This is a genomic window from Oryzobacter terrae, assembly GCF_042756445.1.
GTDB classification, from domain to species: domain Bacteria; phylum Actinomycetota; class Actinomycetes; order Actinomycetales; family Dermatophilaceae; genus Oryzobacter; species Oryzobacter terrae.
The window spans coordinates 2843387-2867856 of sequence record NZ_CP170578.1 but is presented as its reverse complement, the minus strand read 5'-3'; the positions used below and the strand labels follow the sequence as shown (position 1 = coordinate 2867856).

The 24470-nt window shown below is 72.8% G+C and carries 21 protein-coding genes; 2 read left to right on the top strand and 19 right to left on the bottom strand.

Features of this window, described 5'->3' with window-relative positions:
- Positions 1-44: 44 nt before the first annotated feature.
- The 14 genes from ACFWN3_RS13675 to ACFWN3_RS13610 all read right to left on the bottom strand — a co-directional run bounded on the left by ACFWN3_RS13675 (position 45) and on the right by ACFWN3_RS13610 (position 15574).
- The gene (locus ACFWN3_RS13675) at positions 45-1583 is read right to left on the bottom strand and encodes an NADH-quinone oxidoreductase subunit M (RefSeq protein WP_377640452.1); all 1539 of its coding nucleotides are present in this window, start codon (positions 1581-1583) and stop codon (positions 45-47) included.
- Complete coding sequence (gene nuoL / locus ACFWN3_RS13670; protein WP_377640450.1) at positions 1580-3514, bottom strand: NADH-quinone oxidoreductase subunit L; 1935 nt, start codon at positions 3512-3514, stop codon at positions 1580-1582. The genes ACFWN3_RS13675 and nuoL overlap by 4 nt, the downstream gene beginning before the upstream one ends.
- A gap of 9 nt (positions 3515-3523) precedes the next feature.
- On the bottom strand, positions 3524-3823 hold the full coding sequence (nuoK, locus tag ACFWN3_RS13665; RefSeq protein ID WP_377640448.1) for an NADH-quinone oxidoreductase subunit NuoK: 300 nt from the start codon (positions 3821-3823) through the stop codon (positions 3524-3526).
- A complete protein-coding gene (locus ACFWN3_RS13660) occupies positions 3820-4590 on the bottom strand; it encodes an NADH-quinone oxidoreductase subunit J (protein WP_377640446.1) in 771 nt (256 codons plus the stop codon). The genes nuoK and ACFWN3_RS13660 overlap by 4 nt, the downstream gene beginning before the upstream one ends.
- Positions 4587-5201, bottom strand: a complete 615-nt coding sequence (gene nuoI / locus ACFWN3_RS13655; RefSeq protein ID WP_377640444.1) for an NADH-quinone oxidoreductase subunit NuoI — start codon at positions 5199-5201, stop codon at positions 4587-4589. The genes ACFWN3_RS13660 and nuoI overlap by 4 nt, the downstream gene beginning before the upstream one ends.
- Positions 5194-6576: an NADH-quinone oxidoreductase subunit NuoH gene (gene nuoH, locus ACFWN3_RS13650; RefSeq protein ID WP_377640442.1), complete on the bottom strand. Its 1383-nt coding sequence runs from the start codon at positions 6574-6576 to the stop codon at positions 5194-5196. The genes nuoI and nuoH overlap by 8 nt, the downstream gene beginning before the upstream one ends.
- The gene (locus ACFWN3_RS13645) at positions 6573-9074 is read right to left on the bottom strand and encodes an NADH-quinone oxidoreductase subunit G (protein WP_377640440.1); all 2502 of its coding nucleotides are present in this window, start codon (positions 9072-9074) and stop codon (positions 6573-6575) included. The genes nuoH and ACFWN3_RS13645 overlap by 4 nt, the downstream gene beginning before the upstream one ends.
- On the bottom strand, positions 9071-10393 hold the full coding sequence (gene nuoF / locus ACFWN3_RS13640; RefSeq protein ID WP_377640438.1) for an NADH-quinone oxidoreductase subunit NuoF: 1323 nt from the start codon (positions 10391-10393) through the stop codon (positions 9071-9073). Before nuoF ends, ACFWN3_RS13645 begins: the two co-directional genes overlap by 4 nt.
- A complete protein-coding gene (gene nuoE, locus ACFWN3_RS13635; protein ID WP_377640437.1) occupies positions 10393-11313 on the bottom strand; it encodes an NADH-quinone oxidoreductase subunit NuoE in 921 nt (306 codons plus the stop codon). The genes nuoF and nuoE overlap by 1 nt, the downstream gene beginning before the upstream one ends.
- Positions 11313-12707: an NADH-quinone oxidoreductase subunit D gene (locus ACFWN3_RS13630; RefSeq protein ID WP_377640435.1), complete on the bottom strand. Its 1395-nt coding sequence runs from the start codon at positions 12705-12707 to the stop codon at positions 11313-11315. The genes nuoE and ACFWN3_RS13630 overlap by 1 nt, the downstream gene beginning before the upstream one ends.
- The gene (locus ACFWN3_RS13625) at positions 12707-13402 is read right to left on the bottom strand and encodes an NADH-quinone oxidoreductase subunit C (protein WP_377645610.1); all 696 of its coding nucleotides are present in this window, start codon (positions 13400-13402) and stop codon (positions 12707-12709) included. Before ACFWN3_RS13625 ends, ACFWN3_RS13630 begins: the two co-directional genes overlap by 1 nt.
- Before the next feature lie 146 nt (positions 13403-13548).
- Positions 13549-14148 (bottom strand): NuoB/complex I 20 kDa subunit family protein, encoded by a 600-nt coding sequence (locus ACFWN3_RS13620; protein ID WP_377640434.1) that lies wholly within the window; start codon positions 14146-14148, stop codon positions 13549-13551.
- Between the two features lie 82 nt (positions 14149-14230).
- A complete protein-coding gene (locus tag ACFWN3_RS13615; RefSeq protein WP_377640432.1) occupies positions 14231-14593 on the bottom strand; it encodes an NADH-quinone oxidoreductase subunit A in 363 nt (120 codons plus the stop codon).
- 285 nt (positions 14594-14878) lie between these two features.
- The gene (locus ACFWN3_RS13610; RefSeq protein WP_377640430.1) at positions 14879-15574 is read right to left on the bottom strand and encodes a demethylmenaquinone methyltransferase; all 696 of its coding nucleotides are present in this window, start codon (positions 15572-15574) and stop codon (positions 14879-14881) included.
- A 346-nt stretch (positions 15575-15920) separates the two neighbouring features.
- On the opposite strand from ACFWN3_RS13610, the gene ACFWN3_RS13605 reads away from it, so the two are divergent.
- The gene (locus ACFWN3_RS13605) at positions 15921-17252 is read left to right on the top strand and encodes an isochorismate synthase MenF (RefSeq protein ID WP_377640428.1); all 1332 of its coding nucleotides are present in this window, start codon (positions 15921-15923) and stop codon (positions 17250-17252) included.
- Between the two features lie 299 nt (positions 17253-17551).
- Here ACFWN3_RS13605 and ACFWN3_RS13600 read toward each other — a convergent pair whose 3' ends face one another.
- The 4 genes from ACFWN3_RS13600 to ACFWN3_RS13585 form a co-directional block, all read right to left on the bottom strand.
- A complete protein-coding gene (locus ACFWN3_RS13600; protein ID WP_377640426.1) occupies positions 17552-18784 on the bottom strand; it encodes a geranylgeranyl reductase family protein in 1233 nt (410 codons plus the stop codon).
- 65 nt (positions 18785-18849) lie between these two features.
- Complete coding sequence (menD, locus tag ACFWN3_RS13595) at positions 18850-20568, bottom strand: 2-succinyl-5-enolpyruvyl-6-hydroxy-3-cyclohexene-1-carboxylic-acid synthase (protein ID WP_377640424.1); 1719 nt, start codon at positions 20566-20568, stop codon at positions 18850-18852.
- On the bottom strand, positions 20565-21776 hold the full coding sequence (locus tag ACFWN3_RS13590; RefSeq protein WP_377640422.1) for a hypothetical protein: 1212 nt from the start codon (positions 21774-21776) through the stop codon (positions 20565-20567). The genes menD and ACFWN3_RS13590 overlap by 4 nt, the downstream gene beginning before the upstream one ends.
- 8 nt (positions 21777-21784) lie before the next feature.
- Positions 21785-22051: a hypothetical protein gene (locus tag ACFWN3_RS13585; RefSeq protein WP_377640420.1), complete on the bottom strand. Its 267-nt coding sequence runs from the start codon at positions 22049-22051 to the stop codon at positions 21785-21787.
- 148 nt (positions 22052-22199) lie between these two features.
- Here ACFWN3_RS13585 and ACFWN3_RS13580 point away from each other — a divergent pair, with 148 nt between their 5' ends.
- Entirely contained in the window at positions 22200-23597 is a 1398-nt protein-coding gene (locus tag ACFWN3_RS13580; protein ID WP_377640418.1) for a mycothione reductase, read from the top strand.
- 139 nt (positions 23598-23736) lie between these two features.
- On the opposite strand, the gene ACFWN3_RS13575 is transcribed toward ACFWN3_RS13580, so the two are convergent.
- On the bottom strand, positions 23737-24465 hold the full coding sequence (locus ACFWN3_RS13575; RefSeq protein WP_377640416.1) for a VOC family protein: 729 nt from the start codon (positions 24463-24465) through the stop codon (positions 23737-23739).
- Positions 24466-24470: the final 5 nt, after the last annotated feature.

Sequence of the window (24470 nt, the reverse complement as noted above, 5' to 3'; positions counted from 1 at the left end):
CGGCAGGACGGCCGCGTACGCGACGTCGACGGCCTGGAACTCGTTCACTGGGCACTCCCGGGGGCGTTGGCCGGCGCGGGGTCGGAGACGCCGACGAACTGCAGCGTCCGGTCCACGGCCGGGTTGACGAGGTCGAGCACCGGCTTGGGGTAGAAGCCGAGCAGGACGAACGAGGCGATGATCGGCGCGACGACGAGCTTCTCGCGCAGGGACAGGTCGCGCGGCGCCTCGCCCTCGGCGAAGGTCGGCTTCGGGCCGGTCATGACGCGCTGGTACATGAGCAGGATGTAGAGCGCGGCCAGGACGATGCCGACCGCCGCGATGACCGCCGCCCAGCGGTAGCGCATGAAGGTGCCCTGGAGGACGAGGAACTCGGAGACGAACGAGGACAGCCCGGGCAGGGCCAGGCTCGACAGGCCGACGACGAGGAACGTGCCGGCGAGGACCGGGGTGACCCGCTGCCAGCCCCCGTAGTCGGGGATCCGGCGGCTCCCCCGGCGGGACACGAGGAACCCGGCGAGGAGGAAGAGCCCGGCCGTGGAGAAGCCGTGGTTGACCATGTACAGGGTCGACCCGGCGCCACCGACGCTCGTCAGCGCGAAGATGCCGAGGACGATGAAGCCGAAGTGGCTGATCGAGGTGAAGGCGATGAGCCGCATCATGTCGGTCTGGCCGATGGCGAGCAGCGCGCCGTAGACGACCGAGATGACCGCGAGCGTGATGACGACCGGGGTCGCCCACTGCGAGGCCTCCGGGAACAGCTGGAGGCAGAAGCGGATCATCCCGTAGGTGCCGACCTTGTCGAGGACGCCGACGAGGAGCACGGCGGTCGCCGGCCGCGACTCGGCCGCGGCGTCGGGCAGCCAGGTGTGCACCGGCCACATCGGCGCCTTGACGGCGAACGCGATGAAGAAGCCGACGAACATCCAGCGCAGCGCCCCGGTGCTGGCGTCGAGGTTGCCGGTGAGCGACTCGACGAGGAAGCCCTGCTCGCCGCCCGGGCCCGCGACGTACACGGCGATGACCGCGACGAGCATGACGAGCCCGCCGGCGAGGGAGAACAGGAGGAACTTCACCGCGGCGTACTGCCGGCGCGGACCGCCGAACAGCCCGATGAGGAAGTACACCGGGATGAGCATCGCCTCGAAGAAGACGTAGAAGAGGAAGACGTCGGTGGCGGCGAAGACGCCGACCATGAACGCCTCGAGGACGAGCATGAGCGCGAAGTAGCGCTTCGTGCGGCCCAGCTCCTCCTCGTCGAGGTCGCGCCAGGCGGCGAGCAGGCAGACCGGCGTGAGGATCGTCGCCATGACGATGAGCGAGAGCGCGATGCCGTCGACGCCGAGGGCGTAGGAGACACCGAACTGCGGGATCCACGAGTGGACCTCGGCGAGCTGGAACTGCTCGCTGCCGCCGTTGTCGAAGCGGACCCAGGCGAGGACCGCCAGGAGCAGCGTCACGAGGGAGAACCCGAGGGCGACCGGCTTGGCCTGCCGCGCGGAGTCACCCGGCAGCGCGGCCACGACGAGCGCGCCGACGAGCGGCACGACCATCATGAGGGTCAGCAGGGGCAGGGAGTTCACTGGATCACCCACAGAGCACCGAGGACGGCGACGACACCGGTGAGCATCGTCAGGGCATACGACCGGGCGTAACCGGTCTGGACGCGTCGCAGCCTCGAGGAGAGACCGCCGACGAGCGCCGCGAGGCCTCCGGCGGCGCCGTCGACGCCGCGGGCGTCGGCGAAGACGAGCCCTCGGGTCAGGTGGATGCCGGGTCGCATAAACAGCCCCTCGTTGATGGCGTCCTGGTACAGGTCCTGGCGGGCGGCCCGGGTGAGCACCGAGGCCTTGGGTGCGACCTCCGGCACGACGTCGCGGCCGTAGCGCATCCACGCGAGGGCGGCGCCGGCGGCGACGAGGGCGAGGGTCAGCACCATGATCACCACCACCGGCAGCACCGGGTGCTCCTCGCCGTGCTCGCCGACGACCGGCTCGAGCCAGTGGGTGAACACGTTGGTCGGGCCGAGGATCAGGCCGAGGAAGGCCGAGCCGAACGCGAGCACCATCATCGGCACGGTCATCGTCAGCGGCGACTCGTGCGGGTGGTACTCGTCGTCGTCCCAGCGCTTCTCGCCGTGGAAGGTCATGAAGAACAGGCGCGACATGTAGAACGCCGTGATGCCCGCGCCGATGAGGGCGGCACCACCGAGGACCCACGGGCGCCAGCCCTCGCCGATGAACGCGGCCTCGATGACCTTGTCCTTGGACCAGAAGCCGGAGAAGGGCGGGACACCGAGGATGGCGAGCCAGCCGAGGCCGAAGGTCACCCAGGTGACCTTCATGAACACCGACAGCCCGCCGAAGCGGCGCATGTTCACCTCGTCCTTCATGCCGTGCATGACCGAGCCGGCCCCGAGGAACATCCCGGCCTTGAAGAAGCCGTGGGTGATGAGGTGGAAGATCGCGAACGCGTACCCGACCGGGCCGAGCCCGGCGGCGAGCATCATGTAGCCGATCTGGCTCATCGTCGAGGCCGCGAGGGCCTTCTTGATGTCGTCCTTGGCGCAGCCGACGACCGCTCCGAAGAGCAGGGTCACGGCCCCGACGAGCGCGACCGCCAGCTGGGCGTCGGGCGCCGCGGTGTAGATGACGTTGGAGCGCACCACGAGGTAGACGCCGGCGGTGACCATCGTCGCCGCGTGGATGAGCGCCGAGACCGGTGTCGGGCCGGCCATGGCGTCACCGAGCCAGGACTGGAGCGGGAACTGCGCCGACTTCCCGCAGGCGCCGACGAGCAGCAGCAGGCCGATCGCGGTGAGCGCCCCCTGGTTGGCCGTCGCGACGCCCTCGTTGACCGTGGCGTAGTCGACGCCGCCGAAGGTGACGAACATCAGCATGATCGCGATGGACAGGCCGAGGTCGCCGACGCGGTTGACGAAGAACGCCTTGTTCGCGGCGGTCGCGTACGCGGGGTTGTGGTTCCAGAACCCGATGAGCAGGTACGAGGCCAGGCCGACGCCCTCCCAGCCGACGAAGAGCAGGAGGTAGGAGTCGGCGAGGACGAGGAGCAGCATCGACGCGACGAAGAGGTTGAGGTAGGCGAAGAAGCGGCGCTTGTCGGGGTCGTGCTCCATGTACCCGATCGAGTACACGTGGATCAGCGACCCGACGAACGTGATGAGCATGACGAACGCCATCGACAGGGGGTCGACGAGCAGCCCGACGTCGAGCTGGAACGCGCCGGCCGGCACCCAGCTCCACAGGCCGATGTGCTGGGCCCGCTCCTCGGTGCCGAGGTCGGTGAGCTGGAGCAGGACGACGAGGCCGACGACGAACGAGCCCCACGACAGGCCGGTCGCGAGGAGCGGCCCGAACCCGTCGGTGCGGCGTCCGCCGAGGAGGAGCACGGCCGCCCCCAGCAGGGGCAGCGCGATGAGCAGCCAGGCGACCCCGGCGGCTCCGCTCGCGTCGACCGCGGTCAGCCCGCTGTCGGCGGTGATGAGAGACGTCACTGGTGCTCCTTACAGCTTCAGCAGGTTCGCGTCGTCGACCGAGGCCGACCGGCGGGACCGGAAGATCGCCATGATGATGGCGAGGCCGACGACGACCTCGGCAGCGGCCACGACCATGACGAACAGGGCGAGGACCTGCCCGTCGAGGTTGCCGTGCATCCGGGCGAAGGTCACGAGGACGAGGTTGGAGGCGTTGAGCATCAGCTCGACGCCCATGAAGACGATGATCGCGTTGCGCCGGGTGAGCACGACGGCGCCTCCGATGACGAACAGGATCGTCGCCAGGTAGACGTAGTTGACGAGGCTCATCGCTCGCTCCCCTCGTCGAGCTCGCGCAGGACGTCGGCGCGGGTCTCGAGGTGCTGGTCGGTCGTGAGGTTCTGGTCGCGAGCGGTGAGCACCCGCGAGACCGACAGCTCGGAGGGTGTGCCGTCGGGCAGCAGGGCCGGGGTGTCGACGGCGTTGTGGCGCGCATAGACACCGGGGGCCGGCAGGCCGGCGAGGTTCTCGCCGCCGCGGAAGCGCCGCCGGCTCATCTCCTTCTGGTCCGGACCCCTGCCGAGGCGCTCGCGGTGGGCGAGGACCATGGCGCCGAGGGCCGCGGTGATGAGGAGGGCGCTCGTCATCTCGAAGACCCACACGTAGCGGCCGAAGATCAGCTGCGCGACGGCCGAGACGTTGCCGGTCTGCGCGTTGATGGCCGCGACCCCGACCGTCTCGGGGAGGGTGACCCGGCCGACGGCCGCACCGAGCAGGCCGCCGAGCCCGAGGCAGAGCACCACGGTGGCCCAGCGCTGGCCGGTGAGCGTCTCGACGAGGCTGTCGGAGGAGTCGACGCCGACGAGCATGAGGACGAAGAGGAAGAGCATCATGACCGCGCCGGTGTAGACGAAGATCTGGATGACGCCGAGGAAGTCCGCACCCTGGGTGATGTAGAAGACGCCGAGGATGATCATCGTCATCGCCATGCCGAGCGCCGCGTGGACCGCCTTGCGGGCGAACACCAGGCCGAGCGCGCCGATGACGGCCAGGGGCCCCAGGACCCAGAACAGCACGGCCTCACCGCTGCCGGTCACGAGGACACCTCCGCGTCGTCGGAGCGGGTGTGGGCGTCGACGAACTCGCGCTGGGCGTCGGTGGCCGCCGAGACCTTCCCGAGGTAGTAGTCGCGCTCCTCGAGGCCGTCGGCCATGGGGAACGGCGGGGTGAGCATGCCGGGCTGCACCGGCGCGAGGAGCTGGTCCTTGGTGAAGATCAGGTCGGCGCGGTTGTTGTCGGCGAGCTCGTACTGGTTGGTCATCGTCAGCGCGCGGGTGGGGCAGGCCTCGATGCACAGGCCGCAGAAGATGCAGCGCAGGTAGTTGATCTGGTAGACGCGGCCGTAGCGCTCGCCGGGGCTGAAGCGCCCCTCGCCGCCCTCGCGGTCGTCGTTGTCGGCGCCCTCGACGAGGATCGCGTCGGCCGGGCAGGCCCAGGCGCACAGCTCGCAGCCGACGCACTTCTCGAGGCCGTCGGGGTGCCGGTTGAGCTGGTGGCGGCCGTGGAAGCGCGGCTGGGTGGGGCGCTTCTCCTCGGGGTACTCCTCGGTGACGACCTTGCGGAACATCGTCGAGAAGGTGACCCCGAAGCCACCGACGGGGGCGAACAGGTCGGAGAAGAAGCCGGACTTCTTCTGGTCGTCAGCCACGAGTGGCCTCCTTGGTGTCGCTTCCCGGCGTCAGGGCCGGGGCGGTCAGCGAGGGCTCGCGCAGGCGCTGCCCCGGCAGGGGCGGCACCGGGAAGCCCCCGGCGTAGGGGTCGATCTCCTCGGGGACGGTGGGGTGCAGCGCGGCCTCCTTGCGCTCGGCCCGCCGGTCCCAGTACCAGCCGGCGACGAGGGCGAGCACGGCGATGACGCCGACGAGGAAGAGCGAGGTCACCGGGAAGCGCCGGCCGGCGAGGTCGACGCTGCCCCCGATCCAGCCGTTCTGGCCGGCGCGGAAGAACGCGATGAGGACGACCCACGACAGGGTGGCCGGGATGAGGAACTTCCAGCCGAAGCGCATGAACTGGTCGTAGCGCACGCGCGGCAGGGAGCCGCGCAGCCAGACGAAGACGAACATGAACATCCACAGCTTGGCGGTGAACCAGAAGATGCCCCACCACCCGGTGGCGAACATGCCGTCGGCGATGAGCGCGACGCCGGGAGGGGCCGCCCACCCGCCGAGGAACATCGTCGTGGCCAGGGCCGCGACGGTGAACATGTTGATGTACTCGCCGAGGAAGAACATCGCGAAGCGCATCGAGCCGTACTCGGTGTGGAACCCACCGGTGAGCTCGCCCTCGCCCTCGGCGAGGTCGAAGGGCAGGCGGTTGGTCTCGCCGACCATCGTGATGACGTAGACGAAGAAGCTGAAGAACGCGGGGATGACGAACCAGAGGTCGGCCTGGGCGGCGACGATCTGCGAGGTCGACATCGAGCCCGCGTAGAGGAAGACGCCGACGAGCGAGAGGCCCATCGCGATCTCGTAGGAGATCATCTGCGCCGAGCTGCGCAGGCCACCGATGAGCGGGTAGGTCGACCCCGAGCTCCACCCGGCGAGGACGACGCCGTAGATCCCGACGCCGGCGACCGCGAGGACGACGAGGACGGCGACCGGGGTGTCGGTGAGCTGGAGCGGCGTGCGGTGGCCGAACATGCTCACGGTCCCGCCGAGCGGCATGATCGAGAACGAGACGAAGGCCATCGTCGCGGTGATGAGGGGCGCGAGGGTGAAGACGAAGACGTCGGCCGCCTTGGGGCGCACGTCCTCCTTGAGCATCGACTTCATGCCGTCGGCGAGCGTCTGGAGCAGGCCGAAGGGGCCGTTGCGGTTCGGGCCCGGGCGCTGCTGCATCCGGCCGATGACGCGGCGCTCGAACCAGATGACGAGCAGCGTCGAGATGAGCAGGTAGACGAAGATGACGAGGGCCTTGACGACCGAGAGCCACAGCGGGGTGTCGCTGAAGTCGGCCCTGGGGTTGTCGGTGCCCGCCGTGGCGAGCGCGACGACCTCCGGCAGGGCGGCGAGCGTGGTGCTCATGACTGACCCTCCTTCGAGACGGAGACGAGGGCACCGGGGGCGCCCTCGAGGGCGGCCCGCAGGTCGGAGCCGGTCGAGTTCGTGGGCAGCCACACGACGTGGTCGGCCATCTCGGAGACGACGACGGGCGCGGTGACGCTCGTGTCCCCGGCGGTCACGGTGAGCTCGTCGCCGTCGACGACGCCGACCGCCCGGGCGGTGGCGGCCGAGACGCGCGCCACCGGGCGGGGCGCGGTCCCCGCGAGGAAGGGCTCGCCGTCCTGGAGGGTGCCGTGGTCGAGCAGGTGGCGCCACGTCGCGAGGACGAGGGTGCCGGGCTCGAGGCTCGGGACCTCTCCGGCCTCGACCGTGGGAGCCGCGGCGCGGGCGCCGGACCACGGGCCGAGCTCGGCCATCTCGGCGCGGACCTCGCGCAGGGTGCGCGTGCCGAGGAACTCGCCGAGCTCGTCGGCGATCATGTCGAGGGCGCGGTAGTCGCTGACGAACCCGGTGTCGAGGGCGGCCTCGAAGTGGCGGACCCGGCCCTCCCAGTCGACGAACGAGCCCCCCTTCTCGGCGTGCGCCGCGACGGGCAGGACGACGTCGGCGACCTCGGTGACGGCCGACGGGCGGATCTCGAGGGAGACGACGAAGGTCGAGGCGAGGGCCTCGACGGCACCGGCCAGGCCGAGGTCGGCCGGGTCGACCCCACCGACGACGAGGGCGTCGACGTCACCGGCGACGGCCGCGGCGACGATGCCCGCGGTGTCGCGACCGGGTGCCTCGGGGAGCGTCGGGACGCCCCACGCGGCGGCGACCTCGGCCCGGGCGCCGGCGTCGGCGAGGGGGCGGCCACCCGGCAGCAGGCCCGGCAGGGCGCCGGCCTCGAGGGCACCGCGCTCACCGGCCCGGCGGGGGACCCACGCGAGGCGGGCGCCGGTGGTCTCGGCGAGGGCGGCGGCGGCGCTCAGTGCACCGGGGACGGTGGCGAGCCGCTCGCCGACGAGGACGACGGCGCCCTCGCGCAGCGCCTGGCCCGCGGCGGTGACGGCGTCGGTGCCGGACGCCTCGCCGAGGGCGCGCAGCACCTCGGGCTCGGTGCCGGGCGCCGTGGGGATGAGCGTGCCACCCATCTTCGCGAGGCCACGGGTGGCGACCGGCGCGACGGCGAAGACGCGGGTGCGGTTCCGGCGGAACGCCTTGCGCAGCCGGAGGAAGACGATGGGGCTCTCGTCCTCGGGCTCGAACCCGACGAGGACGACGGCCGTGGCGGCCTCGAGGTCGGCGTAGGTGACCGCACCGCCCTCCGTTCCGTCGAGCCCCGGTCCGGTGGCGACGACGTGGGAGGCGAGGAAGTCGGCCTCCTCGGCCGAGTGCGGCCGGGCGCGGAAGTCGACGTCGTTGGTCCCGAGCACCGTGCGGGCGAACTTGCCGTAGGCGTAGGCGTCCTCGGCGCTGACCCGGCCGCCGGTGAGGACGGCGGGGGCGGTGGCGGCGCGCAGGCCGGTGGCGGCGGCCTCGAGGGCCTCGCGCCACGAGGCGACGTGCAGCTCGCCGTCGGCACCGCGCACCTGCGGCAGCTCGAGGCGGTCGCCGACGGTGGTGTACGCGAAGGCCCAGCGGCCCTTGTCGCAGTTCCACTCCTCGTTGACCGCCGGGTCGTTCTGGGCCAGCCGGCGCAGGACCGTGCCGCGGCGGTGGTCGGTGCGCTGCGCGCAGCCGCTCGCGCAGTGCTCGCAGACGCTGGGGGTCGACACGAGGTCGAAGGGGCGGCTGCGGAAGCGGTAGGCCGAGCCGGTGAGGGCGCCGACCGGGCAGATCTGGACGGTGTTGCCCGAGAAGTAGCTCTCGAACGGCTTCTCCTCGTAGATGCCGACCTGCTGGAGCGCACCGCGCTCGACGAGCGCGATGAACGGGTCGCCGGCGATCTGCTCGGAGAAGCGGGTGCAGCGGGCGCACAGGACGCAGCGCTCGCGGTCGAGGAGGACCTGCGAGGAGATCTTGACCGGCTTGGGGTAGGTCCGCTTGACGTCCTCGAAGCGCGAGGTCGAGCGGCCGTTGCTCATCGCCTGGTTCTGCAGGGGGCACTCGCCGCCCTTGTCGCAGACCGGGCAGTCGAGCGGGTGGTTGATGAGGAGGAGCTCCATGACGCCCTGCTGCGCCTTGTCGGCGCCCTCGGACGTGTACTGCGTCTTGACGACCATGCCCGGGGCGACGGTCATCGTGCACGAGGCCTGCGGCTTCATCCGGCCGGGAGGGCCCTGCATCTGGCGCGGCTCGCTCGGGGTGCCGTCGGGTCCGGGCGGGCCGGGCATCCACACCTCGACGAGGCACTGGCGGCAGGCACCGACGGGGTCGAGGCCCGGGTGGTCGCAGAACCGCGGGATCTCGATGCCGACCTGCTCGGCGGCGCGGATGATGAGGGTCCCCTTCGGCACCGACACCTCGACGTCGTCGATGGTCAGGGAGACCAGGTCGGCCGCCGCGGGAGCGACGGTCTTCTCGGGCGTGGTCGTCATGCGGTCACGCTTTCCTTCTCGTCCTTGGCGAACAGCGTCGAGGCGTGCCGGTCGAACGGGCAGCCGCCGTGGGTGAGGTGGGCGACGTACTCGTCGCGGAAGTACTGGATCGAGCTCGTGATGGGGCTCGTCGCGCCGTCGCCGAGCGCGCAGAAGCTGCGACCGAGGATGTTGTCGCAGATGTCGAGGAGCTTGTCGAGGTCCTCCTCGCTCCCCTCGCCCTGCTCGAGCCGGCCGAGGATCTGCTTGAGCCACCAGGTGCCCTCGCGGCACGGGGTGCACTTGCCGCAGGACTCGTGCTTGTAGAAGTCGGTCCAGCGGTCGACGGCGCGCACGACGCACGTCGTCTCGTCGAAGATCTGCAGCGCGCGCGTGCCGAGCATCGAGCCGGCCGCGCCGACCGACTCGAAGTCGAGCGGGACGTCGAGGTGCTCGGCGGTGAACAGCGGGGTCGAGCTGCCACCGGGGGTCCAGAACTTCAGGGCCTTGTCGGGGTCGCGCATCCCGCCGGCCATCTCGAGCAGCTCGCGCAGCGTGATGCCGAGCGGCGCCTCGAACTGGCCGGGGTTCTTCACGTGGCCCGAGAGGCTGAAGATGCCGAAGCCCGCGGACTTCTCGGTGCCCATGCCGGTGAACCAGTCGACGCCCTCGAGGATGATCCCGGGGACCGAGGCGATCGACTCGACGTTGTTGACCGAGGTGGGGCGGGCGTACAGGCCCGCGGCGCCGGGGAACGGCGGCTTGCTGCGGGGCTGGCCGCGGCGTCCCTCGAGGCTGTCGAGGAGCGCGGTCTCCTCGCCGCAGATGTAGGCGCCGGCGCCGGCGTGCACGGTGATGTCGAGGGTGACGCCGGTGCCGTGGACGTCCGTGCCGAGGTGCCCCGCGGCGTAGGCCTCCTCGACCGCGCGCAGCAGGCGGCGGTAGACGTGGACGACCTCACCGCGCAGGTAGATGAAGGCGTGCTCGCAGCCGATGGCGAAGGAGGAGATCGCGACGCCCTCGATGAGGACGTGCGGGTTGGCCATCATGAGCGGGATGTCCTTGCAGGTGCCCGGCTCGGACTCGTCGGCGTTGACGACGAGGTAGCGCGCGCCGCCGTCGGGCGGCGCCATGAACGACCACTTCATGCCGGTGGGGAAGCCCGCGCCGCCACGGCCGCGCAGCGAGGAGTCCTTGACGGCCTGGATGATCGCGGCGGGCTCCATGCCCAGGGCCTTGTCGAGGGCCTCGTAGCCGCGGTTGGCCGTGTAGGTCTCGAGGGTCCACGACCGCTCGTCGTCCCAGAAGGCGCTGAGGATGGGGGTGAGGGTGGTCGCCATCACGAGTCCTTCTTCCTGGCGGTGGTGCGCTTCGCCTTCGCCGGCGTCGTGGCCTCGGCGTCGTCCTCGCCCGGGGTGTCGTCGGCGCCGTCCTTGACGGCGGCGGACGCGGCCTTCGGGGCCTTCGCCTCGTCGCTCGCCGGGGTGACCTCGGTGTTGCCGGGGGTCGTGGGGGCGCTCGTGGCACCGGAGGAGGCGGTGGCGCCCTCGGGGGCGGTCCAGCCGTTCTCCCTGGCCACCCTGAGGCCGACGAGCGAGGCGGGGCCGGCGCCGACGCCCTCGTCGGCGAGGCCGTCGTGGAAGCCCGCGAGGACCCGGCTGACCTGCTTGAAGGTGCACACCGAGTTCGGCCCGCGGGTCGGGCGCACGTCGGCGCCGGACCGCAGCCCGTCGACGAGCTCGATGGTCGAGGCGGGGGTCTGGTTGTCGAAGAACTCCCAGTTCGCCATGACGACGGGCGCGTAGTCGCACGCCGCGTTGCACTCGACGCGCTCGAGGGTGATCTTGCCGTCGTCGGTCGTCTCGTCGTGGCCGACCCCGAGGTGCTCGGAGACCGCCTCCCAGATCTCGTCGCCGCCCATGACGGCGCACAGGGTGTTGGTGCAGACGCCGACGGTGTACTCGCCGTTGGGGTGGCGCTTGTACTGGGTGTAGAACGTCGCGACGCCCGAGACCTCGGCGGTCGTGAGGTCGAGGATGTCGGCGCACAGGTCGATACCGCGGCCGGTGACGTAGCCGTCGACCGACTGCACGAGGTGGAGCAGCGGCAGCAGGGCCGAGCGCTTCTCGGGGTAGCGGGCCACGACCTCGGCGGCGTCGGCGCGGAACTGCGCCTCGACGTCGTCGGGGTAGGGCGCCTTGGACTCCTCACTGACGGTGAGGTGACCGGACGCGGTCTGGAGGCCGAAGTCGTGGGCCATCAGCGGTCGACTCCTCCCATGACGGGGTCGATGGAGGCCACGGCGACGATGACGTCGGCGACCTGCGCGCCCTCGCACATCGCGGCCACGGCCTGGAGGTTGTTGAAGCTCGGGTCGCGGAAGTGCGCGCGGAAGGGCCGGGTGCCGCCGTCGGAGACGGCGTGGCAGCCGAGCTCGCCCTTCGCGGACTCGACCGCGGCGTAGGCCTGGCCCGGCGGGACCCGGAACCCCTCGGTGACGAGCTTGAAGTGGTGGATGAGCGACTCCATCGAGGAGCCCATGATCTCGCGGATGTGGTCGAGGCTGTTGCCCTGGCCGTCGCCGCCGATGGCCAGCTGGGCCGGCCAGGCGATCTTCTTGTCCTCGACCATGACCGGCTGGCCCTCGGTGCGCTGGAGCCGATCGAGCGTCTGCTCGACGATCTTCAGGGACTCGTACATCTCGTCGATGCGGATGCGCAGGCGGTCGTAGGCGTCGGCACCCGTGCGGGTCTTGACCTCGAAGTCGTAGGTCTCGTAGCCGCAGTACGGGGCCGACTTGCGCAGGTCGTGCGGTAGGCCGGTGGAGCGCAGCACGGGGCCGGTGACGCCGAGGGCGATGCAGCCGGTGAGGTCGAGGTAGCCGATCCCGACGGTGCGGCCCTTGAGCAGCGGGTTCTCGTTGAGGAGCAGCTCGAGCTCGCGCAGGCCGCCGCGCAGCTCGGTGACGACCTCGCGGACCATGTCGACGGCGCCGTGGGGGACGTCCTGGGCGACGCCACCGGGGCGGATGTAGGCGTTGTTCATCCGCAGGCCGGTCACCGCCTCGAACACCCGCAGGATGCGCTCGCGCTCGCGGAAGCCGACGGTCATGACCGTCGTCGCGCCCATCTCCATGCCGCCGGTCCCCAGGCAGATCAGGTGCGAGCTGATCCGGGTCAGCTCCATCATCAGCACGCGGATGACCGAGGCCCGCTCGGGGACGCGGTCGGTGATGCCGAGGAGCTTCTCGATGGCCAGGCAGTAGGCCGTCTCCTGGAACATCGGCGTGAGGTAGTCCATCCGGGTGCAGAACGTGACGCCCTGCACCCAGGTGCGGAACTCCATGTTCTTCTCGATGCCGGTGTGGAGGTAGCCGATGCCGGCCCGGGCCTCGGTGACGGTCTCGCCGTCGAGCTCGAGGATGAGGCGGAGCACGCCGTGCGTCGACGGGTGCTGCGGGCCCATGTTGACGACGATCCGCTCCTCGTGGAGCGCGGTGGCCTCGTCGACGAGGTCGTTCCAGTCGCCGCCGGAGACGGTGAAGACGGGGGCGCCGTCGGTGTCGTCGTCGGAGGAGGCGCCGTACGGGTCGACGACGGGCGCGTCGGAGTCGACGGACTCGAAGATCTCGGTGTCCTGGTCGTGGGTCGTCATCAGCTGTACGCCCTCCGCTCGTCGGGCGGAGGCACGACGCCGCCCTTGTACTCGACGGGGATGCCGCCGAGGGGGTAGTCCTTGCGCTGCGGGTGGCCCGGCCAGTCGTCGGGCATGAGGATCCGGGTGAGGGCGGGGTGGCCGTCGAAGACGATCCCGAACATGTCCCACGTCTCGCGCTCGTGCCAGTCGTTGCCGGGGTAGACGCTGACGACCGAGGGGATGTGCGGGTCGGCGTCGGGGGCGACGACCTCGAGGCGGACCCTGCGGCTGCCGTGCGTGATCGACAGCAGCGGGTAGACCGCGTGGAGCTCGCGGCCCTCCTCGCCGGGGTAGTGGACGCCGGAGACGCCCATGCACATCTCGAAGCGCAGCGACGGGGTGTCGCGCAGCGCGCGTGCCACGGCGAGGAGGTCCTCGCGCCGGACGAAGAGGGTCAGCTCGCCGCGGTCGACGACGACCTTCTCGATGGCGTCGGAGCCCGGTCCGCCGTCGGCGACGAGCGCCTGGGCGAGGGCGTCGGCGACCTCGTCGAAGTAGGAGCCGTAGGGCCGGGGGGTGGCGCCGGGCAGGAGGGTCGGGGTGACGAGCCCGCCGTAGCCCGAGGTGTCCTGGCCGCTCGCGGGGCCGAACATCCCACGCCGCTCACCGACCTGCACCGGCGCGCGGTCCTCCTCGGTGAGGTGCTGCCACATCGCGACGTTCGCGGTGTGCGCCTCCTTGAGGGCGTCGGGGTCCTCGATCGTCGAGGTCTCGGGCGAGTCGATCTCCTGGTCGGGGACGGCCTGGACCACGGCGTCCTCGAGCTCGGGACCGTCGCCGGCCGGCTTCTTCGGCTCGCTCATGCGAGGAGGTTCTTCCCGGCCGGCGCCGCGAGGTGCGCGAGGTGGTCGTGGGTGGGCGCCATCATCGAGGTCGGGGTGGCGCGCAGGGCGGCCTCCTCGGCGGCCCGGGCCGCGGCGATGCGGTTGACGCCGAGCTTGCTGTTCTGGATCTGGTCGTGCAGTTCGATGATCGCGTTCAGGAGCATCTCGGGGCGGGGCGGACAGCCGGGGAGGTAGATGTCGACCGGGATGATGTGGTCGACGCCCTGGACGATCGCGTAGTTGTTGAACATCCCGCCCGAGCTCGCGCACACGCCCATCGAGATGACCCACTTGGGGTTCGGCATCTGGTCGTAGACCTGGCGCACGACGGGGGCCATCTTCTGGCTGACGCGGCCGGCGACGATCATGAGGTCGGCCTGGCGCGGGGTGGCGCTGAAGCGCTCCATGCCGAAGCGGGCGATGTCGTAGTCGGGGGTGCCGACGGCCATCATCTCGATGGCGCAGCAGGCGAGCCCGAAGGTGGCCGGCCAGATCGACGCCTTGCGCATGTAGCCGGCGACGTTCTCGAGCGTCGTGAGGACGAACCCTGCGGGCAGCTTCTCCTCGAGTCCCATCACGCCTCCTTGGCGTTCGTGGCGGGTGCTTCGGGTGCGTGGGGCGCGCGGTGCGCGACCGGTGCCGGGCGGGCGGTCGTCATCAGTCCCACTCGAGCCCCCCGCGCTTCCACACGTAGGCGTAGGCGACGAACACCGTGATGATGAACAGGACCATCTCGACGAGCGCGAACAGGCCGAGGGAGTCGAAGGCGACGGCGAACGGGTAGAGGAACACGGCCTCGATGTCGAAGATGATGAAGAGCATCGCCGTGAGGAAGTACTTGATCGGCACGCGCCCGCCCCCGACCGCGCGGGGCGTCGGCTGGATGCCGCACTCGTAGGCCTCCATCTTCGCGCGGTTGTAGCGCTTGGGGCCGACGACGAGGCTGGTGCCGACCGACAGGACGGCGAAGCCGGCACCCAGGGCCAGCAGGATCAGCAGCGGGACGTAGGGGTTGTTCATCGGGTGACAACTCCCCTTTCGGTGCTCGTGTGCGTCCGGACCGCGCAGGCCACCGGGTCGAGCGGCAGCGTTTCGTTCATCCTAGGGGGAGTGACGTACGGCACACCCGGGGAGGTGGTCCTCCCGGGAGCGGTGCGCTCGGGTGCGCGGCGGTGCGTCGTCACAGGTGCCTCGGAGCCTCGGGGTGCTTGTGAATGGATTCACGATCGGCAGCACTCTACGACTCCCCCCGGACGGCACGCACTCAGGTATGCCTAACCTGCGACAGAGCGCGGGTGCGGCGGGTCAGGCCGGCTTGGTCGCCCGGTGCAGCGCGACGATGCCGCCGGAGAGGTTGCGCCACTGCACCTCGGACCATCCGGCGCCGGACACCCTGTGCGCCAACGCTTTCTGGTCGGGCCAGGCCTGGATCGACTCGGCGAGGTAGACGTAGCTGTCGGGGTTGCTGCTGACCTTGCGGGCCACCGGGGGCAGCGCGCGCATGAGGTAGCGGGAGTACACCGTGCGGAGGGCGGCGTTCGTCGGCTGGCTGAACTCGCAGACGACGAGGCGCCCTCCGGGCTTGGTGACGCGGAGGAACTCGCGCAGCGCGGCATCGGGGTCGGCGACGTTGCGCAGGCCGAAGCTCATCGTCACGACGTCGAAGGAGGCGTCGGCGAACGGGAGCCTCATCGCGTCGGCGGCGGTGAAGCCGAGGTCGGAGCGTCGGCGGTGGCCGACCCGCAGCATCCCGAGGGAGAAGTCGGCGGGGACGACGTCGACGCCGGAGTCGGCGAACGGCTCGCTGCTCGTGCCGGTGCCCGCGGCGATGTCGAGGACGACCTGGCCGGGGTGGGCGTCGCACGCGGCGACGACGGCCCGCCGCCACAGCCGGTCCTGCCCGAGGCTCAGCACGTCGTTCGTCACGTCGTACTTGCTCGCGACGTCGTCGAACATCGCGGCGACGTCGCGGGGGTCCTTGTCGAGGGAGGCGCGGCTCATGGGCGCCATCCTCCCACCGAGCGGCGTCCCGGCCGTGACCGCCCGCCCGCCCCACTCCCGGCCGCGTGTGCCCAGGTGGTCGCCCGGGCAGCCGGGTGAGCACACGCGACCGGTGGGCCCCGCCGCGTGTGCCCCAGGCGGTCGCCGGAGCAGCCGACTGAGCACACGCGACCGGTGGGCCACGCCGCGTGTGCCCAGGTGGTCGCCCGGGCAGCCGGGTGAGCACACGCGACCGGTGAGCCACGCCGCGTGTGCCCAGGTGGTCGCCGGAGCAGCCACCTCGGCACACGCGACCGGGCAGAGGCGATGCGGGCCCGCACGGGTGCGGGTCGTATCCTCCTGCGTGATGACCTCGCTGCCCGCGGGCGACCGGCCGACCGACGCGATCGGGGCGACCGCAGCCCCTCTCGTGTCCCGCACCGTGCACCTCGCGCCGGAGCTGGGTGCCGCGCTCCTCTCGCTCGTGCCGCCCGGCGGCCCGCGCGACGTCGTGTCCTGGGTCCGCCGTGGCGAGGGGCTCGTCGGCTGGGGCCGAGCCGCGTCGCTGACGACGACCGGCCCCGACCGGATGGCCGAGCTCGAGTCGTGGTGGTCCGGCCTCGTCGGCACTGCCGTGGTCCGTGACGAGGTCGACCGTCCGGGAACGGGCCCCGTGGCCTTCGGGTCGGTGTCGTACGCGGCCGGTTCCGACGCCGGGTCGACGCTCGTCGTGCCCGAGGTCGTCGTCGGCGTGCGCGGTGGCGTGGCGTGGCTGACGACCGTGGGGGTCGAAACGGCTCCGGCCGTGGCGGCCGTCCCGGGGACGCCCGACGTCCGGGTGCACGAGGCTCCGCCCGCGCCGCTCGACGTCGCGTTCTCCGACGGGGCGCTCTCCCCCGCCGAGTGGGCCGGCGCCGTCGCCGAGGCCGTCTCGCGGATCACGGCCGGCTCCCTCGACAAGGTCGTCCTCGCGCGCGACCTCGAGGTGACGGCCTCCTCCGGGCTCGACGTCCGCTGGTTGCTGCATCGGCTCGCCGAGCGCTACGACACGACGTGGGTCTTCGCCGTCGACGGGCTCGTGGGCGCGACGCCCGAGCTGCTCGTCCGCCGCGAGAAGGGCCTGGTGACCTCGCGGGTGCTGGCCGGGACGATCCGCCGCACCGGCGACGACGAGCACGACCTCGCCCTCGCCGCCTCCCTCGCGCGCTCGTCGAAGGACCTCGAGGAGCACGAGTACGCCGTGCGCTCCGTCGCCGAGGCGCTGGCCCCGCACTGCTCGTCGATGAACGTCCCTGAGGCGCCCTTCGTCCTCCACCTCTCGAACGTCATGCACCTGGCCACCGACGTCGCCGGGGTGCTCGTCGACGACGCGTCCTCCCTGACGCTGGCCGAGTCGCTCCATCCGTCCGCCGCGGTGTGCGGGACCCCGACCGCCGACGCCGACGCCGTCATCGCCGAGCTCGAGCACATGGACCGCGGGCGCTACGCCGGCCCCGTCGGCTGGATCGACGCCACGGGCGACGGCGAGTGGGGCATCGCGCTGCGCTGCGGGGTGGTGTCGCAGGACGACCCGTCACGGATCCGGCTCTTCGCCGGCTGCGGCATCGTCGCGGGGTCCGACCCCGAGGCCGAGGTCGCCGAGAGCTCGGCCAAGTTCGTGCCGATGCGCGACGCCCTCACCGCCTCCCCGCCCGCCTGACCGGGCACCCGGGCCAGGTGGCCCACCCGACGCGTACCCCGGTCGACCCATAGGTCACACCAGGTACGCCTCCCGCCGTACCCAGATCGACCGATAGGTCACAACAGGTACACGGTCCCGGGACAAGATCGCCCTATTGGTCGAAGTTGTCCCGCGCTCGATCACGCACCGTGGGACAAGATCGACCTATTGGTCACTTCAGGTACATGGGCCCGTACGCAGATCGTCCTATTGGTCACTTCAGGTACGCCCACCCTGGACACAGATCGCCCTCTTGGTCGACGGTGACCCGGGGTCGGTCAGGTGAAGGGCGGGCGGGCGTCGAGGCCGATGGAGCGGCGGCCGGCCCAGCGCCAGATGCGCGCCGAGCGGTCGCGGTCCTCGTCGGTGACGAGGTTGCCCATCCAGCGCAGCGCGAGCGTCATCAACCAGTCGCTGCGCATACCGACCGGACCGAGGGCGGCCATCGTCCTCGGGACGGTGAAGATGCCGGCGAGGCGGCGGGCGATGGAGAACGCCTCGCCGTAGTGGTCGCGCAGGAGGGCGGGCCAGACGGCGGCCAGGTCGTCGTCGAGGTGGTCGACGACGAGCCGGCCGGTCTCGAGCCCGTAGTCGATGCCCTCGCCGTTGAGCGGGTTGACGCAGGCGGCGGCGTCGCCGACGAGCGCCCAGTTGGCCCCGGCGACGTGGCTGACCGCGCCGCCCATCGGGAGGAGTGCGCTCGTCGGCATCCGCTGCTCGCCGCTGAGGGCGAAGTCGGCGCGGCGCTCGTCGGTGTAGCGCTTCATCAACGGCTTGATGGCGACGTCGGCCGGACGCCGGGTCGTGGCGAGGGCGCCGACACCGACGTTCACCTGGCCACCGCCGAGAGGGAAGATCCACCCGTAGCCGGGGAGCGCCTCCCCCGACTCGGACCGCAGCTCGAGGTGGCTGCTGATCCACGGGTCGTCGGAGCGCTCGGAGTCAACGTAGCAGCGGCCCGCGACGGCGTAGACGGTGTCCTGGTGCCACTCGCGGCCGAGGACCTTGCCGAGGCCCGAGCGCACCCCGTCGGCGACGACGAGCCGCTCGCAGGCGATCTCGAAGGTCTCGCCACCACGCGCGAAGGTGACGGAGCGGACCCGGCCGTTCTCGACGGTGGCGTCGACGGCCTTGGCGCCCTCGACCCCCTGCGCCCCCGACTCGAGCGCGGTGGTGCGGATGCGGTCGTCGAGCTCGGTGCGCGCGACGGCCGAGCCGTGGTCGGGCAGGGTGCCGCCGGGCCACGGCAGGTGGAGGGTCTGGCCGAAGCCGTGGGCGCGCAGGCCCTGGTTGACGGCGTGCCCCCGGACCCACTCCCCGAGCCCGAGGAGGTCGAGCTCGGCGATGGCGCGCGGGGTGAGGCCGTCGCCGCACGTCTTGTCGCGGGGGAAGGTCGCCGCGTCGGCGAGGACGACGTCGCGGCCGGCGCGGGCCGCCCAGGCCGCGGCCGAGGCGCCGGAGGGTCCGGCACCGACGACGAGGACGTCGGTGCGGGTGGGGGTCTGGGTCACCCCGGCATTCTCGCAACCGCCGTGACCGCGCCCGAAATCGCCCCTCCCCCGCGTCGAACCTGCGCTCAGCGGGCGAGCGTCCTCGCGGCGAGGGAGCGAAGGTCGGCGTGCGCCTGCCGGTGGGTGGCACGGTCGACGCGGACCTCGACGACGCGCAGCCCGTCCGGGAGCAGCTCGACCGCGGCGGCGAGCTCGTCGGCCGACCCGGCGAGGACGTGCGGGACGCCGTGCGCCGCACACAGGGCGGCGAGGTCGGTCCCCGTCGGGGTGCCGAAGACGCGCTCGAAGCCGTCGGCCCGTTCGGGGGCCCCGGGCTCGAGGGTGGTGAAGATGCCGCCGCCGTCGTCGTTGACGACGACGACCGTGAGGTCGGGACGCGGCTCCTCGGGGCCGACGAGGAGGCCGTTCGCGTCGTGGAGGAAGGTGAGGTCGCCCATGACCGCGTAGACCGGCTCGCCCGACCTCGCGAGGGCGACGCCGGCCGCGGTCGAGACGATCCCGTCGATGCCGGCGAGCCCGCGGTTGGCGAGGACGTCGGCCGCCACCGACGTGGCGACGGCGAGGTCGAGGTCGCGCACCGGGTTGGAGGAGCCGACGACGAGGACGGCCAGCTCGGGCAGCGCCGCGCCGAGGGCGGTGGCGACGGCGAGCCCGCTCGGCCACGCCGCCGGCGCCTCCTCGAGCGCGGCGGCGAGGGCCGACGCGGCGGAGGCCCACTCGTCGGCCCAGCGGCTGCCCGCAGCCCGGTCGACGGAGGCGTGGTCGGCGGGGGCGCGCAGCGCGTCGCCGGCATGGACGGCGGACACGACGTGCGACGGGTCGGGCCACGCCCCGCCCTCGGAGACGACCTCGACCCGGAGGCCGGGACGGCGCAGCAGCGCGCCGACGGCCCGCGAGAGCGTGATCCGGCCGACGACGACGACCCGCTCGGGGGCGTGCGCGTCGACCCAGTCGGTGGCGGTGAGGAGGAGGGGGCCGTGGGGCAGCGCGGCCTCGCGGACCCGGGCGAGGCCGAAGGGCTCGGCGATGAGGGGGTGGCCCCGCTCCTGGGCCCAGCCCACGGCGTCGGTCGCCACCGACGGGTCGCTCGCGCTGCCGATGACGACGAGGGTGCGGGCGACCTCCTCGATCGGGGTCACCGAGGTCCTCGCCGTGGCGTCGACACGGACCCACGGCGCACCGTCGGCGCGGCCGTCGAGGCTGTCGGGCCACGGCGCCCCCGTGTCGTCGGGGTCGGGGACGAGGGGCTCGCGGAAGCAGACGTCGAGGTGGACCGGTCCCGGCTGCGGCCCGACCGCGCCCGTGGCCGCCGCGAGCGCGCGGCAGATCGTGCTGCGCCAGAACGGTCCGAGGCCGGGGCGCGCGACCGGGGCCGGAAGGTCGAAGGACCATCGCACGGCGGCGCCGAAGATCCCCGGCTGCTGCGTCGTCTGGTTCGCTCCGGTGCCCCGGAGCTCGTGCGGGCGGTCCGCGCTGAGGACGAGCAGGGGCACCGCGGCGTGGTGGGCCTCGAGCACCGCCGGGTGGAGGTTCGCGACAGCGGTCCCCGACGTCGTGACGACGGGGACGGGGCGGCCCGACCCCTTCGCGAGACCGAGGGCGAGGAAGCCGGCGGAGCGCTCGTCGACCCGGACGTGCAGCCGCACACGGCCGTCCCGCTCGGCGGCGAGGAGGGCGTAGGCGAGCGGTGCCGAGCGCGAGCCGGGGCTGAGCACGACGTCGCGCACCCCGCCACGCACGAGCTCGTCGACGAGGACGCTCGCGAGCGCCGTGGACGGGTTCACGGCGGTGAGTCTGCCACCACCCCCTCCGGCCCACCGGGCGGGCGTGAGACGACGACCTCGGTCACCGACCGCACCGGCACCGCGACGAAGGCGCCTGTCGTCGCGCGGAAGGCGTCGAGGCCCGCGACGGTCCCGCGGGGTGCCTCCTCGACCGTGCGCAGGGTCCGCACGTGCGACTCGAGGGCGTGCCGGCGCACGTCGACCGGCACGCCCGCCGGCGGCGCCTCGAGGGTGACCCACGAGGACCTCGTCGGGTTGGGCGTGAGGTCGAGCCGGTGGACGGGGTCGTCGGCGTGCTGGACCGACAGGACCCGTACCGCGTCAGGCACGGGGAAGAGCCCGACCGGCGCACCGGAGGTCACGAGGTGGGTCACCCGGTGCCGCCGGGCGAACCCGGCATCGGCGGCGAGCGCCGCCGCGAGGATGCCCCCCTGGCTGTGCCCGACGAGGAGGACGGGGTCGCCTGCACGCGAGTGCGTGGACCGGGAGCGGGCGAGGTCGACGGCTGCCGCCACGCCCGCCGCGGCGACGGTGGCGTCGCCGGTGACGGCCCGGACGTCGGTCGTGAGGTCGAACGGGTTGGACCCGGCGCGCGGTGACCACTCCTGGGTCCCGGGGACGACGACGACCCAGGCCGAGCCTCCCCCGGGCGCCACCGTCTCGAGGACCCGGACCCGACCACCTCCGAGCCCGTCGCCCGCGCCGACGAGGTCGGTGAGCGAGGACGACCGGACCGCCACGGGCCCGCTCAGGGTCGGCTCGACGAGTCGGACGAGGGCTGGGCCGGGTCCGTCGTCGAGCCAACCCCCGCGCCCCGCCGCGTCGGCACCCCGGGCCACCCCCGCGATGACGGCCGCCACGCCGGCCTCGACCTCGGCGTAGACGCGGGCGGCCGCCCGCAGGTCGAGGGCGAGCGCGTCGAGGAGGAGGGCCTGCCCCCAGAGGCCGCCCGGACCCACGAGCGCGACCACCCGCCCCTCGAGACGCACCCACGCGACCCACAGGTCGCCGAAGCCGACGCCGACCGAGCCGACGCCACCCCATCCGATGTCGCCCCACCCGACGCCACCCCACCCGGCGCCGCCCCGGCCGAGCGGAGGAGGACCCAGTGCGGCGACGGCACCGGCCACCCTCGATGCCTCCGCCCGCAGGAGGTCGGCCGCCGCCTCGACGACGAGCGCCGCCGCGACGAGGGACTCCGACCGCACGGCCACCCTCACGGCGACGGTCCCCGCGCGGTGAGCCGGTCGGCGAGCACGTCGGCCTCGTGCGCCGCCTCCCGCAGGTCGTCGGCCACCCCGGCCAGGGACGCCCGCCGGGCCGCCATCCGCTCGCGGTACCCGTCGGCACCGGGGCCCTGCCACCAGGTGAGGGACGCCGGCGCGAGCGACGCCCTTCGCACCTCGACCCCGGCCGCCACGGCCCTCAGCTGCCCCGCGAGCTGCCGGAGCCCGGCCGCCTCCACCTCGCCCCCTCCCGGCACCGGTCCTCCTCCTCCCCGCTCCTGCGCTCGCCTCGTCCCGACCCCACCCCACCGCACGGCGGCGACCCCCGAGACCACGGCCGCCGACCTGTGGACGGGCCCGCCCCGCCGAGGGGCCTGTGGACGCCCGCCGCCTACGCTGGCCGCCATGCCGCACCACGACCTCGTCATCATCGGCAGCGGCTCGGGCAACTCCCTGCTGACGCCCGAGCTCGACGGCCTCGACGTCGCCATCGTGGAGAAGGGGACCTTCGGCGGCACCTGCCTCAACGTCGGCTGCATCCCCACGAAGATGTTCGTCGTCCCGGCCGACCGCGTCCTCGAGGCGCACGACGCCCACCGCCTCGGGGTCACCTTCGCCCCGCCCACCGTCGACTGGCCGGCGATCCGCGACCGCATCTTCGGCCGCATCGACCCCATCTCCGCCGGCGGTGAGGCGTACCGCGACAGCCAGGAGCACGTCACCCTCTACCGGACCCGCGCCCGCTTCTCGGGGGACCGCCGCCTCGCCCTCGACACCGGTGAGGAGGTCACCGCCGACCGCGTCGTCGTCGCGTCGGGGTCACGCCCCAACGGCCTCGACGTCGAGGGTCTGCGGCAGGCCGGCCCCGACCGCGGCGTCCACACCTCCGACACCGTGATGCGGCTCGACGCCCTCCCCGCGCGGATGGCCGTCGTCGGAGGGGGGTTCGTCGCGTGCGAGATGGCGCACGTGTTCTCGGCGCTCGGCGTCCACGTCACCCAGGTCCAGCGATCGGCCACGCTCCTGACCCACGAGGAGACCGAGATCGCCCAGCGCTACACCGAGGTCGCGCGCCACCACTACGACGTGCGCCTGCACACCACGGTCAGCTCCGCGGAGCACACGGCGGGCGTCTGGCGGCTCGCCACCGAGGGCCCCGGAGGGCCCGCCCACGTCGAGGCCGAGGTCGTCCTCCTCGCCGTCGGCCGTCGCCCCAACACCGACCTCCTCGACCCCGCCGCCGGTGGTCTCGAGACGAGCGACGACGACCTCCTCGTCGTCGACGACCAGCTGCGCACCACCGCGCCGGGGGTGTGGGCACTGGGCGACATCTGCTCGACCCACCAGCTCAAGCACGTCGCCAACCACGAGGCGCGCATCGTCGCCCACAACCTCGCCGTCGACACCGGACGCCTCGAGGCCGCTCCCCTCGTCGTCGACGACCGCCCCGTCCCCCACGCCGTCTTCGGACACCCACAGGTCGCCTCGTTCGGGCCCACCGCCGCCCAGCTCGACGAGGCCGGCACCCGGTTCGTCACCAAGACCCAGGCCTTCGGCGACGTCGCCTACGGCTGGGCGCTGGAGGACACGACCGGCCTGCTCACCGTCCACGCCTCCCCCGACGGAACGATCCTCGCCGCCCACGCTCTCGGTCCGCACGCGTCCACCGTCATCCAGCCGCTCATCCAGGCGGCGTCGTTCGGGCAGCACGCGACCGAGGTCGCCCGCGGCCAGTACTGGATCCACCCCGCCCTCGCCGAGGTCGTCGAGAACGCGCTGCTCGGCCTCCCCCTCGACGACTGAGCGCCCCGTACCCGACGTGACCTCTCGGTCGATCCGGGGACGGGACGGGCGTACCCGACGTGACCTCTCGGTCGATCCGGGGACGGGACGGGCGTACCCGACGTGACCTCTCGGTCGATCCGGGGACGGGGCCAGGGGCTCAGCGGCCCGGCGGCGGCTGGGGGCTGCGGTCGGTGAGGCAGTAGACGCGCCCGGTGGGGTCGCGCATCACGGTCCAGAAGTGCCGTTCTCGCACGACGGACGCGCCCGCGGCCAGGTGCCGGGCCGTCTCGGCGGAGCGGTCGGCGCACGCGAGGTCGACGTGACCGCGAACCGGCCCGTCGTCCTCGTCGACCCGCTGGAGCAGCACGCGCACCGGGACCCCTCGGGGCCGCACGAGGTACGCGAAGCCCGGTTCGTCGGAGTCGCGCAGCTCCCACCCGGTCAGCGCCTCCCAGAAGGCCGACTCGGCGTCCCACGCCGCGCGCGGCACGTCGAGGCAGACCTGGTCCAGGACGACGCCCAGCCCGTCGCGGACCGGCCCGGTCTCGCCGTCGTCGGTCGTGAGGCAGAAGGTGAACCCGCCGGGTGAGGACAGGATGACGACCGTCTCGCCGATGCCGCCGCGGCGCACGGCGCCCAGCGACTCGGCCCGGGCGGCCTCGATGTGGACGTCGTCGACGTCGAGGTCGAGGTGGACGCCCCCGGGGCCCTCGGCCACCGCCTGCAGCTTGACCCAGGCGCCCCCGCGCGCGGGCAGCAGGGTCGAGAACTCGCCCTTCTCGCCGCGGACCGGCGCCAGCGCGGACCCCGTGACCGAGGCCCAGAACGACCATGCGGCCGGCGCCACGGCGGCAGGGGTGTCGAGGAAGATCCAGGACCAGCGCACGCCGC

Coding starts and splice junctions, on each gene's coding strand:
- ACFWN3_RS13625 (WP_377645610.1), bottom strand. CDS start 13,402: ATGTGGCAGCACCTCACCGAGGAGGACCGCGCGCCGGTGCAGGTCGGT.
- ACFWN3_RS13615 (WP_377640432.1), bottom strand. CDS start 14,593: ATGAACAACCCCTACGTCCCGCTGCTGATCCTGCTGGCCCTGGGTGCC.
- nuoK (WP_377640448.1), bottom strand. CDS start 3,823: ATGAGCCTCGTCAACTACGTCTACCTGGCGACGATCCTGTTCGTCATC.
- ACFWN3_RS13645 (WP_377640440.1), bottom strand. CDS start 9,074: ATGACGACCACGCCCGAGAAGACCGTCGCTCCCGCGGCGGCCGACCTG.
- ACFWN3_RS13610 (WP_377640430.1), bottom strand. CDS start 15,574: ATGAGCCGCGCCTCCCTCGACAAGGACCCCCGCGACGTCGCCGCGATG.
- nuoH (WP_377640442.1), bottom strand. CDS start 6,576: ATGAGCACCACGCTCGCCGCCCTGCCGGAGGTCGTCGCGCTCGCCACG.
- ACFWN3_RS13630 (WP_377640435.1), bottom strand. CDS start 12,707: ATGACGACCCACGACCAGGACACCGAGATCTTCGAGTCCGTCGACTCC.
- nuoE (WP_377640437.1), bottom strand. CDS start 11,313: ATGGCCCACGACTTCGGCCTCCAGACCGCGTCCGGTCACCTCACCGTC.
- nuoF (WP_377640438.1), bottom strand. CDS start 10,393: ATGGCGACCACCCTCACCCCCATCCTCAGCGCCTTCTGGGACGACGAG.
- ACFWN3_RS13580 (WP_377640418.1), top strand. CDS start 22,200: ATGCCGCACCACGACCTCGTCATCATCGGCAGCGGCTCGGGCAACTCC.
- ACFWN3_RS13620 (WP_377640434.1), bottom strand. CDS start 14,148: ATGGGACTCGAGGAGAAGCTGCCCGCAGGGTTCGTCCTCACGACGCTC.
- ACFWN3_RS13605 (WP_377640428.1), top strand. CDS start 15,921: ATGACCTCGCTGCCCGCGGGCGACCGGCCGACCGACGCGATCGGGGCG.